The sequence below is a fragment of the Streptomyces sp. NPDC050509 genome (assembly GCF_044457965.1).
In the GTDB taxonomy this organism is placed as follows: domain Bacteria; phylum Actinomycetota; class Actinomycetes; order Streptomycetales; family Streptomycetaceae; genus Streptomyces.
The window spans coordinates 341,945-357,050 of sequence record NZ_JBITHL010000008.1; the positions used below are offsets into that span (position 1 = coordinate 341,945).

Below are 15,106 nucleotides of genomic sequence, written 5' to 3' on the forward strand. Positions count from 1 at the left end.
TTCGCACGGTTGATCACCCATCCGGGGTGGCAGTGAAGGAACCGCCGTTTTCGCGCAGTTCGGCCCAGTTCGCGGGGGAGCCGTGCGCGCGAAGCCGGGACTGACGTCCCCAAGGACCGGCAGGCGGCTGAGGAAGAAGGAGCTCGCCTCCGTGGCGTCCCACCGTCGTCCCAAGCCCCCGAGCCGTACCCGGGTGACCGTGCTCACCGCGACCGCCGCCGCTGCCGTCGCGCTCTCCTCCCAGGCCGCCAACGCCGCGCCGACGCCGAGCAAGGCCGACGTCAAGGAGAAGGTCGACAAGCTCTACGAGGACGCCGAGAAGGCCACGGAGAAGGCCAACGGGGCCGAAGAGGCGCAGGACAAGCTGGAGAAGCAGGTCGGCGCCCTCCAGGACAAGGTCGCCCGTGGCCAGGACGAGCTCAACGAGATGCGCGACGGCCTCGGCCTGATGGCCAGCAGTCAGTACCGCACCGGCGGTATCGACCCCGCGCTCCAGCTCTTCCTCTCCTCCGACCCGGACAGCTACCTGGAGAAGGCGTCCACGCTCGACCAGGTCAGCGGCAAGCAGGCCGAGTCGCTCAAGCGGATCCAGGACAAGCAGCGGACCCTCGCGCAGCAGCGCCAGGAGGCCCAGGGCAAGGTCAAGGACCTCGCGGACACCCGCAAGGTGCTCACCGAGAAGAAGAAGGAAGTCCAGGGCAAGCTCGCCTCCGCGCAGAAGCTGCTCAACTCGCTCACCGAGAAGGAGCGGGCCGACCTCGCCAAGGCCGAGGAGGAGCGCGCCAGCCGGGGCAGCGGCGGCGGCTCGACGTCCTCCCGCACCGACCTCGGGGACACCCCGGCCTCCTCGTCCCGCGCCGCCGCGGCGTTCGCCGCCGCGCAGGGCAAGATCGGCACGCCGTACGTCTACGGCGCCTCCGGCCCCAGCTCCTTCGACTGCTCCGGGCTCACCTCCTGGGCGTACGCGCAGGCCGGTGTCTCCATCCCCCGGACCTCCGAGTCGCAGGCCAACGCCGGTACGCGGCTCTCGCAGAGCCAGCTCCAGAAGGGTGACCTGGTCATCTTCTACGGCGACCTGCACCACGTCGGCTTCTACGCGGGCAACGGCCAGGTGCTGCACGCGCCCAAGCCGGGCGCCAGCGTCCGCTACGAGGCCATCGGGAACATGCCGTTCCAGTTCGGTGTGCGCATCGCCTGACCGCCGGGCGAGCGTGGGCCGGCTGTTGACGTCCTGACCGTCATCTCCGGCTCGACACCCGCCCATTCGGGGGAATTCCCACCCCACACGCTGACACCCGCGCCCCGCCGATGACCTTGAGGTCTACGGCGGGGCGTCACTTTGTGTGCGCGGGGCGGTCGTTGGCCGCTCCGTGATCGCCCGGCTACTGTCTGCTCCGCGCAGCACCGGCCAGCGGTCCGCCCACCGGGCGGCAGGGCTGCGCCTGCGCGTACAGCGGAAGGGAGTTCGGCTTCCCGTGGTGTCCCATCGCCGTCCCTCACAGTCCGGCCATGCTGCTCTGCGTTCCGGCACCCGTGGCAGCGCCGTCGCCGCCGTGTCCCTCGCGGCGGCCACGACGGCGGTGGCGCTCGGCGCCGCCCCGGCGGGCGCCGACCCACAGGCGACGCCCGACGCGACCCGGGCCCAGGTCGACCGGCTCTTCGAGCAGGCCGAGCGGGCCACCGAGCGGTACAACAAGGCGGGCGAACGCGTCACGGAGCTGCGGACCCTGCTGGACACGGCGCAGGACAGCGCCGCGCGCGGCCAGGAGCGCGTCAACGCGATGCGCGGCGCGCTCGGTTCGCTCGCCGGCGCCCAGTACCGCTCCGGCGGCGTCGACCCCACCCTCGCGCTGCTGCTCTCCTCCGACCCGGACGGCTATCTGGAGAAGGCCGCCGTCCTCGACCGGGTCGGCGCCCGCCAGTCCGGCGCCCTGAAGGAACTCGGCCTGGCCCAGCGCGGCCTCGGGCAGGTACGCAGCGAGGCCGCCCGCGACCTCGCCGAGCTGGAGCGCAGCCGGGCCGCCGTCGCCCGCCACAAGCGCACCGTCGAGGGCAGGCTCGCCGAGGCCCGCCGCCTGCTCAACACCCTGACCGAGGCCGATCGCGTCTCCTACGACCGGGCCTCGCGCTCCGACCGGGGCGACCTGCCCGGCGCGCTCTCGGGACCCGGGGCGCCCGCCACCGGGCGGGCCGCCGCGGCCGTCCAGGCCGCCCAGCGCGCCGTCGGGCGGCCCTACGTGTGGGGCGCCAACGGGCCCTCGGGCTTCGACTGTTCCGGGCTCACCCAGTGGGCGTACGGACAGGCGGGCGTCGGCCTGCCGCGCACCTCCCAGGCGCAGCGGTACGCCGGAGCCCGCGTACCGCTCTCCCAGGCGCGTCCCGGCGACCTGGTGGCGTACCGCGACGACGCCAGCCACATCGGGATGTACGTGGGCAACGGCCAGGTGATCCACGCCCCGTACCCCGGCGCCTCCGTGCGCTACGACCCGGTCGGCATGATGCCGGTCTCCTCCGTCACACGCGTCTGAGGCAGGGGCAACGGCCCCGTACGATCGGCGGCGTGGCAGGTCAGGAGCGCAGGGGCGGTGCCGCCGCCGGCAGTGGCGGCACCGGTGGCGGGGTGGGGCGGCGCGCCGTTCTGCCGCTGCTGGCCGGAGTGCTCCTGGCGCCCGGCTGTACGGCCCCGGCGCGTGCCCCCGACCCGGCCGCGACGGCCACGGACGGGATCCGCCGGACCCTGGACCGCCGGGCCGCCGCCGTCCTGGACCGCGACGAGGCCGCCTACCTGGCCGCCGTCGACCCCGCCGCGTACGCCCTGCGCGCCACCGCGCGCGCCGAGTTCAGGAATCTCGCCGAGGTGCCCCTCGGCTCGTGGGCGTACCACCTCACCGAGGTACGGCGCTCCGGCGCCCGCGCGACCGTACGCGCCGAACTGCGCCACCGGCTCACCGGTCACGACAGCGCGCCCGTCACCGCGCCCCGCGCAATGGAGCTGACCGAGCGCGCGGGCCGCTGGTACGTGAGCGCCGACCGCCCCGGCGACGGGGGCGGCGCCCAGCTCTGGGAACAGGGCGCGGTACGGGCCGTGCACGGCGCCCGCGGCCTCGTCCTGGGCGTCGGGCAGGACCGGGCGCGGCTGCGGGAGATCGCGGCCGTCGCCGACCGCGCCGTACCGGCCGTCGACGCCGCCTGGCCGGGCCGCTGGGCGCGCCGGGTGGTGCTGCTGGTGCCGGAGGACCTGACGGCCATGGGAGGGCTCCTGGGGGCGCCCGCCGCCGGTTACCGGGGCATCGCCGCGGTCACCACGGGCGAGACCGACGGCGCGGGCGCCTCGCCGGCCGACCGGGTCGTCGTCAACCCGGAGGCGTACGGGGAACTCGGCGCCCACGGCCGGGAGATCGTACTGACCCACGAGACCACCCACGTGGCGACCAGGAAGGCCACCTCCGCCGCCACCCCGTCCTGGCTCTCCGAGGGCTTCGCGGACTGGGTCGCGTACCGGACCACCGGCCTGACCGCCGGGCGGATCGCCCCCGAACTCCAGCGCGCCGTACGCCGCGGCGACGCGCCCGCCGCGCTCCCCTCCGACGAGGACTTCGCGTTCGCCGGAGACGCGGACCGGCTGGCCCGCGCGTACGAGAGCGGCTGGCTGGCCTGCGACCTGATCGCCGCACAGTGGGGCGAGGAGAAGCTGACCGCCTTCTACCGCGCGGTAGGGACTCATCCGGGCCGCGGGGGCGCCGTGGAGAAGGCCGCGCACGATGTCCTGGCCACCACCCCGGAGCGGCTCACGGAGCTGTGGCGCGATCGGGTGCGGCGGCGTCTGGGCTGACGTCCGGCGCCGCGGCGGCGCGCCGGGGCCCGGAGACCGTCTCCCGCCACAGCCGCAGACAGGCCAGCAGCGTCGCGGCGACGAGCAGACCGTTGCGTACGAACAGCAGCAGCACCCCGAGCGGGTCCCCGGACACGACATGGGCGAACCCCAGCGGGAATTCGAGCAGGGTCACCGCCGACGCGACCACGACCAGCGAGGCGGGCAGCGCCATCCGGCTCGCCCGCAGCGTCAGACACACCGCGGCGAGCCCGACCAGCCAGAGCAGGTACTGCGGGCTGATCACCCGGCTCGTGGTGGTGAACAGCAGCACCGCAGCGAACGCCGCGTCCGGCGCCGTACGGGCCGAGTACGTACGGGCGCGCAGCCGCCACACCAGCAGCCAGCCCAGGGCCAGCACGGACAGGGCCAGCGCCACGGAGCTGACCAGCGGGACGTACGGTCCGACGAACTCCACGGACCCGTAACTGAGCTGCACGCCCCCCTCCCAGCCGAAGTGCCGCCACACCTGGAACACCAGCGCGCCCAGCGACTCCACCTCCGTGCCCCGGTCGCGCTGGAAGGTGAGGAACGCCAGCGCCCCGGGGAGCGCCGCGCAGGCGACCGCGACCAGCAGGGCCGCCGTCAGTGCCGCGCTCGTCCACGCCCGGCGGGTGGCCCGCCCCGGCTCCGTCCCCACCAGCAGCAGCGCCGGCCACACCTTCAGCAGCGCGCCGAACGCCGCGAGCGCCCCCATGAGCCTCGGCCGCCCCACCCCGGCGAGCAGCGCGGCCACCGCCACCGCCGTCACCATCACGTCGTACCGGGCGTACGCGGTCGGCCCCAGCAGCGGTACGCCCGCCACCCACACCCACGCCCCGCGCGCCGACCGGTCCGCGCCCCGGGCCGCGCGCAGCAGCAGCCCCAGGACCAGCGTGTCGCAGAGGAACGCCAGCACGAAGAAGGCCGACGCGTACCCGAGGAACGGCAGCACGGCGGGCGAGGCGATCGCCAGCGCGGCGGCGGGCGGATACTGCCAGGTCACGTCCGACAGGGGATACGTGCCGGACCTCAGCACCTCGTACCAGCCCCGGTAGATCACCGAGACGTCGCTGGTGACATCGGGCCCCGGCACGGTGACGACCTTGAGAACACAGAGCAGCAGAGCCGCCCTGGTGAGGGTCCACACCGCGACCGCCGTCCGTGTGCCGTGCGCGCCCGTCATGACCGGCCCTTCCCTGTTCCGTGCGAGCCGACCGCCGTCCGTTTCATCCCTGATTGCGGAAGTCGGCGGACGCCATGATGCCCGCCCCCGCTGTGCGAGAGCCACGAGGCGGGGCCGCGTCGCGGCCCGGTACTGTCGGCGGCGATGCACAAGACATTGATCGTCACCAATGACTTTCCGCCCAGGCCGGGCGGCATCCAGGCGTTCCTGCACAACATGGCGCTGCGCCTGGACCCCGAACAGTTCGTCGTCTACGCGTCCACCTGGAAGCGGGGACGCGAGGGCGTCGAGGCCACCGACGCCTTCGACGCGGAGCAGCCCTTCACCGTCGTACGCGACCGCACGACGATGCTGCTGCCGACCCCGCGCGTCACCCGCAGAGCCGTCGGGCTGCTGCGCGAGCACGGCTGCGAGTCGGTCTGGTTCGGCGCGGCGGCCCCGCTCGGTCTGATGGCGCCCGCGCTGCGCCGGGCGGGCGCGCGGCGCCTCGTCGCCACCACGCACGGCCACGAGGCGGGCTGGGCGCAACTGCCCGCCTCCCGGCACCTGCTGCGGCGTATCGGGGAGTCCACGGACACGATCACCTATCTGGGTGAGTACACCCGGTCGCGGATCGCGCCCGCACTCACTCCCGAGGCCGCCGCGCGGATGCGGCAACTGCCGCCGGGCGTCGACGAGAAGACCTTCCACCCCGACTCGGGCGGCGCAGCGGTGCGCGCCGCGCTCGGGCTCACGGACCGGCCCGTCGTCGTCTGCGTCTCCCGGCTGGTGCCGCGCAAGGGCCAGGACACGCTGATCCTCGCGATGCCCGCGATCCTGGCGCGGGTGCCTGACGCGGTCCTGCTGATCGTGGGCGGCGGCCCGTACGAGGCGGACCTGCGGAAGCTGGCCGGGACCACGGGCGTCGCCGCCTCCGTACGCTTCACCGGCGCCGTCCCCTGGGCGGAGCTGCCCGCGCACTTCGGCGCGGGCGACGTCTTCGCGATGCCCTGCCGCACCCGCCGGGGCGGACTCGACGTGGAGGGCCTGGGCATCGTCTACCTGGAGGCCTCGGCGACCGGCCTCCCGGTCGTCGCGGGCGACTCGGGCGGCGCGCCCGACGCGGTGCTGGACGGCGAGACGGGCTGGGTGGTCCACGGCGGCCCGCCGGAGACGGCCGCCAGGGAATCGGCCGACCGCATCGTCGCGCTGCTCCAGGACCCGGAACTACGGCGCAGGATGGGCGAGCGCGGCCGGGCCTGGGTGGAGGAACGCTGGCGCTGGGACCTGCTGGCGGAACGGCTGCGGCTGCTGCTCTGAAGGGCGGGGGCTGGGTGCTGTCCCTCCCTCTTCCCGCTGAATTCCCTTCTCCTGCCGTTCCTCAGCGGACGGACGGCAGGAGACGCCCCACCATGCGCACGTAGCCGCCTTGTGACGTGACGTCGGTCAGCCGGTAACCCTCTGGGATCGCTATGGGGCTCTCGCCGGGAGTCCATGAATGCGGCGTGCTCGGAATATAAGAAATCACCTGATCCACGGCGCCTACCGCGTGAAGGGTCCTAGCGTATTCGGATGCGCCGCGAACGAGTACGGTTCGCGCGCCTGCCTCGCCGAGCATGTGGAGCACTTCGGCAGGTTTTCCTTTGAGTGGTTCGCTCGGAACCTGGAACGCCTCGGTGCTGTGGCTCCCCGGGTTTCCTTCTTCGATTTTTCCGTCTTGATGGACGACGAAGTCGTAAGCTTCTCGAATTGCTCGCACTTCATTGAATTCTGCACCGGCGGCATCGCGTGAATTCGGGGTGCCGTCCGGCTCGCCTTCGTATATCCAGGTGACAAAAGGGCGGTCGTGCTTCAGCGAAGCCAGCCATGGATCCAGCACCAGCAGTGCTTCATTCTTGAGGAAGTCCTGTTCCACGTCCACCCCCGCCTCACGCAAGAGGGCGGTGCCACCCGCTCCGCGAGACGTGGGGTCCGTGACAGCAATGATTACTCTGGTCACTTTCGCGGTGATCAGTGCTGCGCGGCACGGGGGAGTTCGGCCGAAATGGTTACACGGTTCCAGGGTGACGACGGCTGTCCCGCCTTGAGCGCGTTCTCCTGCTGCGGCCAGCGCGTTCACCTCTGCGTGCGATTCTCCCTTGCGTACGTGGTATCCCTCGCCAACCGTTTTCCCCTCGATATCGAGGATCACACACCCAACGGGCGGATTCGGGCTGGTGGATCCCAGGCCCTGAGCGGAAATGGCGATAGCGCGCCGCATGGCAGCGAATTCACGAGCGGTTGCCATGTTCAGAACCCCGACTCTTCCTTGATTGTCTCAAGCAGCTCGGATACGGCGCGCGACGCAGGAGCCGCGCGAAGCGTGTTAGCGGCAGCCATCGTCTCATCCATCGTTCGCGCTGACCCTGAACTGCGTGCGATATCTAGGGCGGATGTGGCTTGCGTGGCTGCTTCGTCGTACGCCTTGATTCCGGCGTACGCCATGGCCAACCGTGCCTGAGCTAGTCCCCGGTCGCGTTGATACGCGCCTGGAAGCTCGGCCAATGCCCTTTCGAAGACCGGGGCTGCAAGGTCCGGTCGGTCGAGAGTTAGCCAGCAATTTGCTCGCTGGATCTCAAGATAACTCGGCGTGCAGAAATCGCCATGTCCTGAACGGGCGTCGCCTTTGGTCTCCGATAGGGCTGCGAACCCATGAGCATCGTCCAAGAGGCGATGGCAGGCGACTTCATTCCCGTCCAATGCGTATCCGTGTGCTTCTTGTTGCATGGCTGCGGCCCGCATGGGCTTCGTAAGCGTAAGTCCGCTTCGCTGGGCAGCTCTCGCGAGGCTGATGGTCTGAGCCGCGTTCTTTCGGGTGGTTGCTTGTTGGCTCTTTCGGAACAGGGTCCATGCGACCATTGCCTGATCGCCGGATTCGGTTGCCCATTCCATGGCTCGACTCGTCCATTTCGCCGCACTTTGAATATCAACCGAGTCCTCGTGTAGCCACGCGGCGGACTCGCCATACTGTGCTGCTAGTCTCAGTAGGTCGATGCGCTGGTCGCTTCTTGCATTCTCCAGGAGTGTTTCAAGAAGAGAGATTTGTTGATGAACCGATGCGAGTGTATGGCGCGGTCCGAATAGGTTGTCGGCCTTGACTAGTACGTGCCACATTTCCCCGAGATGTTCGATGGCCGCCTCTACGCGCATGTCATCGAACTTCGGCAGTGGAGCAGGTTCAAGGTCGGGAATCTCGTAGGTTGTCGGAGCGACCATCGGGTAAGGGCCGTGCGCAGCGGCACCCACCGCACCTGTCAGCAGCGTACGTCGATTTACCGCCACGACCCGCCTCCTGCCCTCGATCCACAGCGAAACCAGGACCACATCGGATGCTGGAGGAAGAGGATCCGTTCGCATCTCTTGGTCCGGGGCAGCATAATCCGGACAGCCGGGTCGATCGATATTCTCCGGGGAACCCTCCCACGGTCGGCGTGGCAGTCCGAGCATGTCGCCCGGGATACCGAAGCCGTCCGCTACGCGTTCGATTACTTGCTGTCCTCGAATTCCGCGAGCGCCTCGGATGACGTCGCTGACACGTGAGCTGGTCATCTTGCCGACGGCTGCGGCTATGGCCGCGTGGCTGGAGCCCGTCCGCCTGTTGACGAGGCGGAAGATCTCTTGGAAATCCCTTACAGCGCAGGCGCGTCGCATCACATCGCTGTTCAACAGCGCTTCGGGAATGGTCAACGGATAACCACTTCGCCGCGTTTCGCGATCGCCCATGGCCTCCCCCTTGCGATGACGGAAGGTGATCTCTCCCCAGAGTAGCCCCGGAGTTGCAACGGGGTTCCCCGAAGTTGCAAGTGGGGTTCCCCGTTCGAGTGCCCGCCAGGGAGCCGCTCTTGGAATGGTCATGAAGTGGCACGCACGTGCCGAACGACCGGATGGCCCGGTCGCGTTCAGGGAGGGTGCCTGATGGACAGTGACAACAGGAGCGAGGCGCGGGATCTGCTGTCCCGTCTGTCCGACGCGTTCGGACGGGGCGGTGTCTTCGTACTCGGCAAGGAACCCGTAGCGGAAGGCGCGGACCTGGCCCCCGGTTCGGCTCTCAGGTGGCCCAAGTGCGAGTGCGGCAAACCCGTCTGCCCCGACTATGAGCCCGGTGACCAGCGGATCAGCGCCAGGTTGGCCGACCGGAACAAGCGCAGCAGCAGGGGTGGAGTGTGACCTGCGTTCGTGAATGGTTCCGGGGCAGGACCACGTCGGTGCAGATGTGGTGGGGGTTGCGCGGTCAGTTCTCCGCGCCCGTACTTCTCCTGAGCCGGCGCCGACGGAGTATCGTCCGGGAGAACAGGGAACTGCATGCTGATCCCGATTACGCAATGTCGCAGCTTCAGATGTTACGCGAACGAATCGTGCTGCGCCGAGAACGCGACGCGGCCGTAAGCGAACTTGAAAAGGTACGGCAAGAGTTGATCGCGAATGAGCTTCGCATACTGGATGACGGTGTTCTGTTTGAACGGATCTTCGGAAGTCCGCCGAAAGCCGGGTATGAAGAATGAACCAACCGGACGATGCGGTAGCCCCGGCCGGTTGGTTCTTCTGTGCAGTGGGTGCCTGGGTGCCCAGGCAGCTTCGGATCGCGTCAGCGGGAGCAGCCGCTGTGGGTGCAGTGGGACCCGGTCTCGTACACGCCGTTGTTGTCGTAGAAGTCGACGTATACGTCGGTGGCTCCGCCGACGACGTCGGCGGACAGGGTGAAGCCGTGTCCGACCGTGCCGTTGCAGGCGCTCCGGAGCTCTGAGTCCAGGAAGGAGTTGCCCGCCCAGGTGTAGTGGATGACTTCCCGACAACCGGAGGCGGCGTGGAGTTCGCGGCCTACCTGGACCGAGCGGTGTACCAGATCAGGCTGCCCTTGAAGTAGGAGTTGCCGTAGGAGACGTTGTACGCCGTCTCCGGGTCGGCTGCGACCTGCGCATGTGCGGTTGAGGTCGCTCCGGCCGCCAAGGCGGCGGCTGCGCCGACCACAGAAAGCGTACGCAAGATCCGCATCTTCTCTTCTTCTCCCCCATATACCGATGTGTGGTTGCATCGGATAGTCGACCACCCGGGCCGACTCCATTCGACTCGAAAGCACTGTTGTTCACCGACTGTTCAGGACGCTGCCGGCCGGGGACCTCCCCCGGCCGCCCCCTCCGGAGGGTCTTCGCGCGGCGGAAGGTCGGGTTTCAAGGGTGGCCGAAGGCCATCGGCTTGCCGACGCGACGTAGGAGCGCCCTTTACTCCCGGCCTGGAGCCGCGATCATCAGAGCTGAAGGGGGAGGCCCTGCGCCGTCCAACGCACCCCGGGGAGGGGGACCACGGTGTGCGGTACCTGCCCGCCCTGGACTGCGATGACGCGGCCGACGGCATCCAATGGCCAGACCCTCAGGTCTGGTAGATCGCCTCGATCTCGTCCGCGAAGTCCTTCGCCACCACGTTCCGCTTCAGCTTCATCGACGGCGTGATGTGCCCCGCGTCCTCCGTGAACTGCGCCGTCAGCACGCGGAACTTCCGTACCGACTCCGCCTTCGACACCGCCGCGTTGCCCTCGTCCACCGCCCGCTGGACCTCCGCCAGCAGCTCCGGGTCGAGCCGCAGCGTCGCCGCGGTCGAGGCGGCCGGTTTGCCGTGGTCCTTCGCCCAGCGGGTGAGGAACTCCTCGTCCAGGGTGATCAGGGCGCCCACGAACGGGCGGCCGTCGCCGACGACCATGCACTCCGCCACCAGCGCGTGCCCCCTGATGCGGTCCTCGATCACCGCGGGGGCGACGTTCTTGCCGCCCGCCGTGACCAGGATCTCCTTCTTCCGGCCCGTGATCGAGAGGTAGCCGTCCTCGTCGAGCGTGCCTATGTCGCCGGTGTGGAACCAGCCGTCGGCCAGCGCCTCCGCCGTCGCCGCCTCGTTGTTCCAGTACCCCGTGAACAGGTGCTCGCCGTGCAGCAGCACCTCGCCGTCGTCGGCGATCCGGACGACCGAGCCCGGCAGGGGCTGGCCGACCGTGCCGATCTTCTGGCGGTCCCACGGGTTGAACGAGGTCGCCGCGCAGGACTCCGTCAGGCCGTACCCCTCCAGCACCGTGAAGCCGATACCCCGGTAGAAGTGGCCCAGCCGCTCGCCCAGCGGGGCGCCGCCGGAGATCGCGTACTCGCCGCGCCCGCCGAGCACCGCGCGCAGTTTCCGGTAGACGAGCCGGTCGAAGACCGTGTGGCGGATCCTGAGCCCCAGGGACGGGCCCCGCGGGGTGGAGAGCGCGCGGCTGTACGCGATCGCCGTGTGCGCCGCCTTGTCGAAGATCCGGCCCTTGCCGTCCGCCTGCGCCTTGGCGCGCGCCGCGTTGTAGACCTTCTCGAAGACGCGCGGCACCCCGAGGATCAGCGTCGGACGGAAGGCGGCCAGCTCTTCGGTCAGGTTCTTGATGTCCGGTACGCAGCCGAGTTTGATCGGCGCCATCACGGCCGCCACCTCGACCAGCCGCCCGAAGACATGCGCGGCGGGGAGGAAGAGCAGGACGGAGCACTCGCCGGTACGGAAGAGGGGGTTGAGGCGTTCCACCGCGTTGCCGCACTCCGCGAAGAAGCTGCGGTGCGTCAGCACACACCCCTTGGGGCGGCCGGTGGTGCCCGAGGTGTACACGATCGTCGCCGGGTCGTCGGCCTTCGCCGTCGCGGCCCGCTCGTCGACCGTCGCGTCCGTGACCTCCGCGCCCGCGGCCGTCAGTTCCGCCACCGCGCCCCGGTCGAGCTGCCAGACGTCGCGCAGCGCGGGCAGCCCGCCCCGTACGGACGCGACCGACGCGGCGTGCTCGTCGCTCTCCACGATCGCCGCGACCGCGCCCGAGTCACCGAGGATCCACTGCACCTGCTCGGCCGAACTGGTCTCGTACACCGGGACGGTGACCGCCCCCGCGCTCCAGATCGCGAAGTCGAACTGCACCCACTCGAAGCGGGTGCGCGACATCAGCGCGACTCTGTCGCCCGGCCGGATGCCCGCCGCGATCAGCCCCTTCGCGACGGTCCGCACCTCCGCGAGGAACTGCGTGGCGGTGACATCGGTCCAGGCCCCGGCCACCTTGCGGCCCAGAACCGCGACATCGGGGTGCTGAGCGGCATTGCGGCGGATGAGATCCGTCAGATTGCCGTCCGAGGGGACCTCGTACAGGGCCGGAAGGCCGAACTCGCGCAAGACTGCTGCTCCTCATCGGGCGCCGGCGCCACGGCGTTGTGCGTGCCGGCTGCGGTCCAAGATCGGGCAGGTGCTCGACGGGACGAGCACGACTGGACTGCCCGGACGTTACCCATCGGTACTTCCCACCGATAGGGTTTTCCGGCCAGATGTTCCTTGCGTCACATCGCCTTTGACGGTACTTCGCGCACAGTAGTCCACCCCTCTCGCACCGCGAAAGTAACCGCAGGTCCGGCACCGTCTACGCGGGGAACCTCCGACCGCCGTAGGGGAACCCCCGCACCACCGCGGGGGAGAGGCCCTAGGGTGATCGCCATGGCGGGTAAGGGCATGCGGGTCAATGTGGTGAGCGACGTACACGGCAACGCGAGGGATCTCGCGCGGGCGGGGGACGGTGCCGACGCGCTCGTCGTGCTCGGCGATCTCGTGCTCTTCCTGGATTACGCGGACCACTCGCGCGGGATCTTCCCCGACCTCTTCGGCGTCGCGAACGCCGACCGGCTCGTGGAGCTGCGCACCGCCCGGCGCTTCGACGAGGCCAGGGAGTTCGGCCGCGCGCTGTGGGGCTCGCTCGATCTCGACCAGGAGACCGCGATCCAGCAGGGCGTACGGCGTCAGTACGCCGAACTGTTCGCCGCCCTCCCCGATCCGACGTACGCCACCTACGGCAATGTCGATATCCCCTCCCTCTGGCCCGAGTACGTACGGCCGGGCACCACCGTGCTCGACGGCGACCGGGTCGAACTCGGCGGCCGGGTCTTCGGCTTCGTCGGCGGCGGGCTGCGCACCCCCATGCGCACGCCGTACGAGATCTCCGACGAGGAGTACGCCGCCAAGGTCGAGGCGCTCGGCGAGGTCGACGTCCTCTGCTCGCACATCCCGCCGGAGGTGCCCGAGCTGACGTACGACACCGTCGCCCGCCGCTTCGAGCGCGGCAGCCGCGCCCTGCTCGACGCCATCCACCGCACCCGCCCCCGGTACGCGCTCTTCGGTCATGTCCACCAGCCGCTGGCCCGCCGGATGCGTGTGGGGGCCACGGAGTGTGTGAACGTCGGGCACTTCGCCTCGACCGGGCGGCCGTGGACCATGGAATGGTGACCGTCGCACTCGCGATAGCCTGCACACCACAGACCCAGAAGCCGGAACAGCACCGGCACCGGAGGACACGGCGATGGCGGAACACACCAGTTCGAGCATCACGATCGAGGCGGCACCGGCCGACGTCATGGGCGTGATCGCCGACTTCGCCCGCTACCCGGACTGGACCGGCGAGGTGAAGCAGGCCGAGGTGCTCGCCACCGACGACCGGGGCCGCGCCGAGCAGGTCAGGCTGGTGCTGGACGCCGGCGCCATCAAGGACGACCACACCCTCGCCTACACCTGGACCGGCGACAACGAGGTGAGCTGGACCCTCGTCAAGTCCCAGATGCTGCGCGCCCTCGACGGCTCCTACCTGCTCAGGTCCGTCGCCGGCGGCCACACCGAGGTCACCTACCGGCTGACCGTCGACGTCAAGATCCCGATGCTCGGCATGATCAAGCGCAAGGCGGAGAAGGTCATCATCGACCGCGCCCTCGACGGCTTGAAGAAGCGCGTCGAATCCGGCTCGGGGGCCTGACCCCGGATGCGTACGGTCCTCGTCACCGGTCCCGGCGGCGCGGGCCGTACCACCATCGCCGCCGCCACCGCGCTGGCCACCGCCCGCCGCGGCGGACGCGTCCTGCTGCTCTCCGCCGACCCCCTCGACGACCTCCTCGGCCTGGACCCGGGCACGGTGGGTACGGACCCGGCCCCGGTGAGTACGGACCCGGCCCCGGTCGGTGCGGCCTCGGCCCCGGTGGTGGGCTCCGGCGGACTGTGGGCCGCCCGCGTCGACCCCGGCGAACACTTCCGTACGGAAACCCTCGCCTTCCAGGAGCGCGTCGCCGCCGGACTCGACCTGCTCGGCGCCCGCCCCCTCGCCGGCGAGGAACTCACCACGCTCCCGGGCAGCGAACAGTCCGCCCTGCTCCAGGCGCTGCGCCGGGCCGCCGCCGGTGACTGGGACACCCTCGTCGTCGACCTCCCACCGCTGCGCGAGGCCCTCGCCCTGCTCGCCCTGCCCGAACAGCTCCGCCGCTATCTGCGCCGGCTGCTGCCCCAGGAACGCCAGGCCGCCCGCGCGCTGCGCCCGATGATGGCCCAGCTCGCCGGGATACCCATGCCCGCGCAGTGGCTGTACGAGACCGCCGCCCGCTGGGACACCGAACTGGCCGCCGTGCAGCGGCTGATCGAGGACCCGGCGACGACCGTACGGCTGGTCGCCGAGCCGGGTCCCGCCGCGGCACGGGCGCTGCACACCGCGCGGACCGCGCTCGCCCTGTACGGGCTGCGCGCCGACGCCCCCGTCCCCAACCGCCTGCTGCCGCACGACACGGCCGACCCCTGGCTCGCGACACTCGTCGCCCAGCAGCGCAAGTACCTCGCCGAGTGGCCGGCGGACCGGCGGCCGGTCGGGCATCTCGGCCGCGATCCGCAGGGGCTCGACGATCTCGCGCTGCTGGACGCCGCGGGTTCGGAGGTGGCGGGAGAGGCGGGGGAAGAGTCGGCCGGCGAGGCGGCCGGGATCTCCTGGCCGGTCGAGGACCGGCTCGCGGAGGAGAACCTGCTGGTCTGGTGCGTGCCGCTGCCCGGCGCCGTCAAGAGCGAACTGAACCTGGTCCGCAAGGACGACGAACTCCTGCTGACCGTCGGCCCGTTCCGGAGAATCGTTCCGCTGCCCTCCGCGCTGCGCCGCTGCACCGTCACCGGCGCGGCCCTCACGGACGGGGTGCTCAGGGTGAGATTCGCCCCCGACCCCACTCTGTGGCCGCGCGGACACTGAACGGCGTACCTCCGTTCGGGTACCG

At 70.5% G+C, this 15,106-nt stretch carries 14 protein-coding genes; 9 read left to right on the top strand and 5 right to left on the bottom strand.

The genetic code is table 11. The annotated features are described in order from the left end of the window. The first annotated feature begins 151 nt into the window (after positions 1-151). The 3 genes from ACIBJC_RS24235 to ACIBJC_RS24245 all read left to right on the top strand — a co-directional run bounded on the left by ACIBJC_RS24235 (position 152) and on the right by ACIBJC_RS24245 (position 3,832). Positions 152-1,198: an NlpC/P60 family protein gene (locus tag ACIBJC_RS24235; RefSeq protein ID WP_399295754.1), complete on the top strand. Its 1,047-nt coding sequence runs from the start codon at positions 152-154 to the stop codon at positions 1,196-1,198. 277 nt (positions 1,199-1,475) lie between these two features. Next, on the top strand, positions 1,476-2,528 hold the full coding sequence (locus ACIBJC_RS24240) for an NlpC/P60 family protein (RefSeq protein WP_399295756.1): 1,053 nt from the start codon (positions 1,476-1,478) through the stop codon (positions 2,526-2,528). Positions 2,529-2,560: 32 nt separating this feature from the next. After that, a complete protein-coding gene (locus ACIBJC_RS24245) occupies positions 2,561-3,832 on the top strand; it encodes a hypothetical protein (protein ID WP_399295758.1) in 1,272 nt (423 codons plus the stop codon). On the opposite strand, the gene ACIBJC_RS24250 is transcribed toward ACIBJC_RS24245, so the two are convergent. Then, positions 3,789-5,036 (bottom strand): glycosyltransferase 87 family protein, encoded by a 1,248-nt coding sequence (locus tag ACIBJC_RS24250; RefSeq protein ID WP_399295761.1) that lies wholly within the window; start codon positions 5,034-5,036, stop codon positions 3,789-3,791. The two genes, ACIBJC_RS24245 and ACIBJC_RS24250, sit on opposite strands and share 44 nt — an antisense overlap. A gap of 144 nt (positions 5,037-5,180) precedes the next feature. On the opposite strand from ACIBJC_RS24250, the gene ACIBJC_RS24255 reads away from it, so the two are divergent. After that, entirely contained in the window at positions 5,181-6,335 is a 1,155-nt protein-coding gene (locus ACIBJC_RS24255; RefSeq protein ID WP_399295763.1) for a glycosyltransferase family 4 protein, read from the top strand. Between the two features lie 61 nt (positions 6,336-6,396). On the opposite strand, the gene ribD is transcribed toward ACIBJC_RS24255, so the two are convergent. Both ribD and ACIBJC_RS24265 read right to left on the bottom strand, forming a co-directional pair. Continuing rightward, positions 6,397-7,302 (bottom strand): bifunctional diaminohydroxyphosphoribosylaminopyrimidine deaminase/5-amino-6-(5-phosphoribosylamino)uracil reductase RibD, encoded by a 906-nt coding sequence (gene ribD, locus ACIBJC_RS24260; protein ID WP_399295765.1) that lies wholly within the window; start codon positions 7,300-7,302, stop codon positions 6,397-6,399. A gap of 2 nt (positions 7,303-7,304) precedes the next feature. Next, positions 7,305-8,777 (bottom strand): hypothetical protein, encoded by a 1,473-nt coding sequence (locus ACIBJC_RS24265; protein ID WP_399295767.1) that lies wholly within the window; start codon positions 8,775-8,777, stop codon positions 7,305-7,307. A 192-nt stretch (positions 8,778-8,969) separates the two neighbouring features. On the opposite strand from ACIBJC_RS24265, the gene ACIBJC_RS24270 reads away from it, so the two are divergent. Both ACIBJC_RS24270 and ACIBJC_RS24275 read left to right on the top strand, forming a co-directional pair. After that, positions 8,970-9,221: a hypothetical protein gene (locus ACIBJC_RS24270; protein WP_399295769.1), complete on the top strand. Its 252-nt coding sequence runs from the start codon at positions 8,970-8,972 to the stop codon at positions 9,219-9,221. A gap of 155 nt (positions 9,222-9,376) precedes the next feature. Further along, entirely contained in the window at positions 9,377-9,556 is a 180-nt protein-coding gene (locus tag ACIBJC_RS24275; protein WP_399295771.1) for a hypothetical protein, read from the top strand. Between the two features lie 316 nt (positions 9,557-9,872). Here the strand turns inward: ACIBJC_RS24275 and ACIBJC_RS24280 are convergent, their stop codons facing one another. Together ACIBJC_RS24280 and ACIBJC_RS24285 are read right to left on the bottom strand one after the other, a co-directional pair. After that, positions 9,873-10,046 carry a hypothetical protein gene (locus ACIBJC_RS24280; RefSeq protein WP_399295773.1) on the bottom strand — a complete coding sequence of 58 codons (174 nt, stop codon included), beginning with the start codon at positions 10,044-10,046 and terminating at the stop codon, positions 9,873-9,875. 375 nt (positions 10,047-10,421) lie between these two features. Beyond that, positions 10,422-12,218 (bottom strand): AMP-dependent synthetase/ligase, encoded by a 1,797-nt coding sequence (locus ACIBJC_RS24285; RefSeq protein WP_399295775.1) that lies wholly within the window; start codon positions 12,216-12,218, stop codon positions 10,422-10,424. 330 nt (positions 12,219-12,548) lie between these two features. On the opposite strand from ACIBJC_RS24285, the gene ACIBJC_RS24290 reads away from it, so the two are divergent. The 3 genes from ACIBJC_RS24290 (at position 12,549) to ACIBJC_RS24300 (ending at position 15,081) form a co-directional block, all read left to right on the top strand. Then, the gene (locus tag ACIBJC_RS24290; protein WP_399296044.1) at positions 12,549-13,316 is read left to right on the top strand and encodes a metallophosphoesterase; all 768 of its coding nucleotides are present in this window, start codon (positions 12,549-12,551) and stop codon (positions 13,314-13,316) included. 73 nt (positions 13,317-13,389) lie between these two features. Beyond that, positions 13,390-13,836, top strand: a complete 447-nt coding sequence (locus ACIBJC_RS24295) for an SRPBCC family protein (protein ID WP_399295777.1) — start codon at positions 13,390-13,392, stop codon at positions 13,834-13,836. Positions 13,837-13,842: 6 nt separating this feature from the next. Beyond that, the gene (locus ACIBJC_RS24300; protein WP_399295779.1) at positions 13,843-15,081 is read left to right on the top strand and encodes an ArsA family ATPase; all 1,239 of its coding nucleotides are present in this window, start codon (positions 13,843-13,845) and stop codon (positions 15,079-15,081) included. Positions 15,082-15,106 lie beyond the last annotated feature (25 nt).

Bases quoted from the DNA above. Each gene is read 5' to 3' on its own strand.
- ACIBJC_RS24295 (WP_399295777.1), top strand. From the start codon at position 13,390: ATGGCGGAACACACCAGTTCGAGCATCACGATCGAGGCGGCACCGGCC.
- ribD (WP_399295765.1), bottom strand. From the start codon at position 7,302: ATGGCAACCGCTCGTGAATTCGCTGCCATGCGGCGCGCTATCGCCATT.
- ACIBJC_RS24265 (WP_399295767.1), bottom strand. From the start codon at position 8,777: ATGGGCGATCGCGAAACGCGGCGAAGTGGTTATCCGTTGACCATTCCC.
- ACIBJC_RS24300 (WP_399295779.1), top strand. From the start codon at position 13,843: ATGCGTACGGTCCTCGTCACCGGTCCCGGCGGCGCGGGCCGTACCACC.
- ACIBJC_RS24270 (WP_399295769.1), top strand. From the start codon at position 8,970: ATGGACAGTGACAACAGGAGCGAGGCGCGGGATCTGCTGTCCCGTCTG.
- ACIBJC_RS24250 (WP_399295761.1), bottom strand. From the start codon at position 5,036: ATGACGGGCGCGCACGGCACACGGACGGCGGTCGCGGTGTGGACCCTC.
- ACIBJC_RS24280 (WP_399295773.1), bottom strand. From the start codon at position 10,046: ATGCGGATCTTGCGTACGCTTTCTGTGGTCGGCGCAGCCGCCGCCTTG.
- ACIBJC_RS24290 (WP_399296044.1), top strand. From the start codon at position 12,549: ATGCGGGTCAATGTGGTGAGCGACGTACACGGCAACGCGAGGGATCTC.
- ACIBJC_RS24255 (WP_399295763.1), top strand. From the start codon at position 5,181: ATGCACAAGACATTGATCGTCACCAATGACTTTCCGCCCAGGCCGGGC.
- ACIBJC_RS24275 (WP_399295771.1), top strand. From the start codon at position 9,377: ATGTCGCAGCTTCAGATGTTACGCGAACGAATCGTGCTGCGCCGAGAA.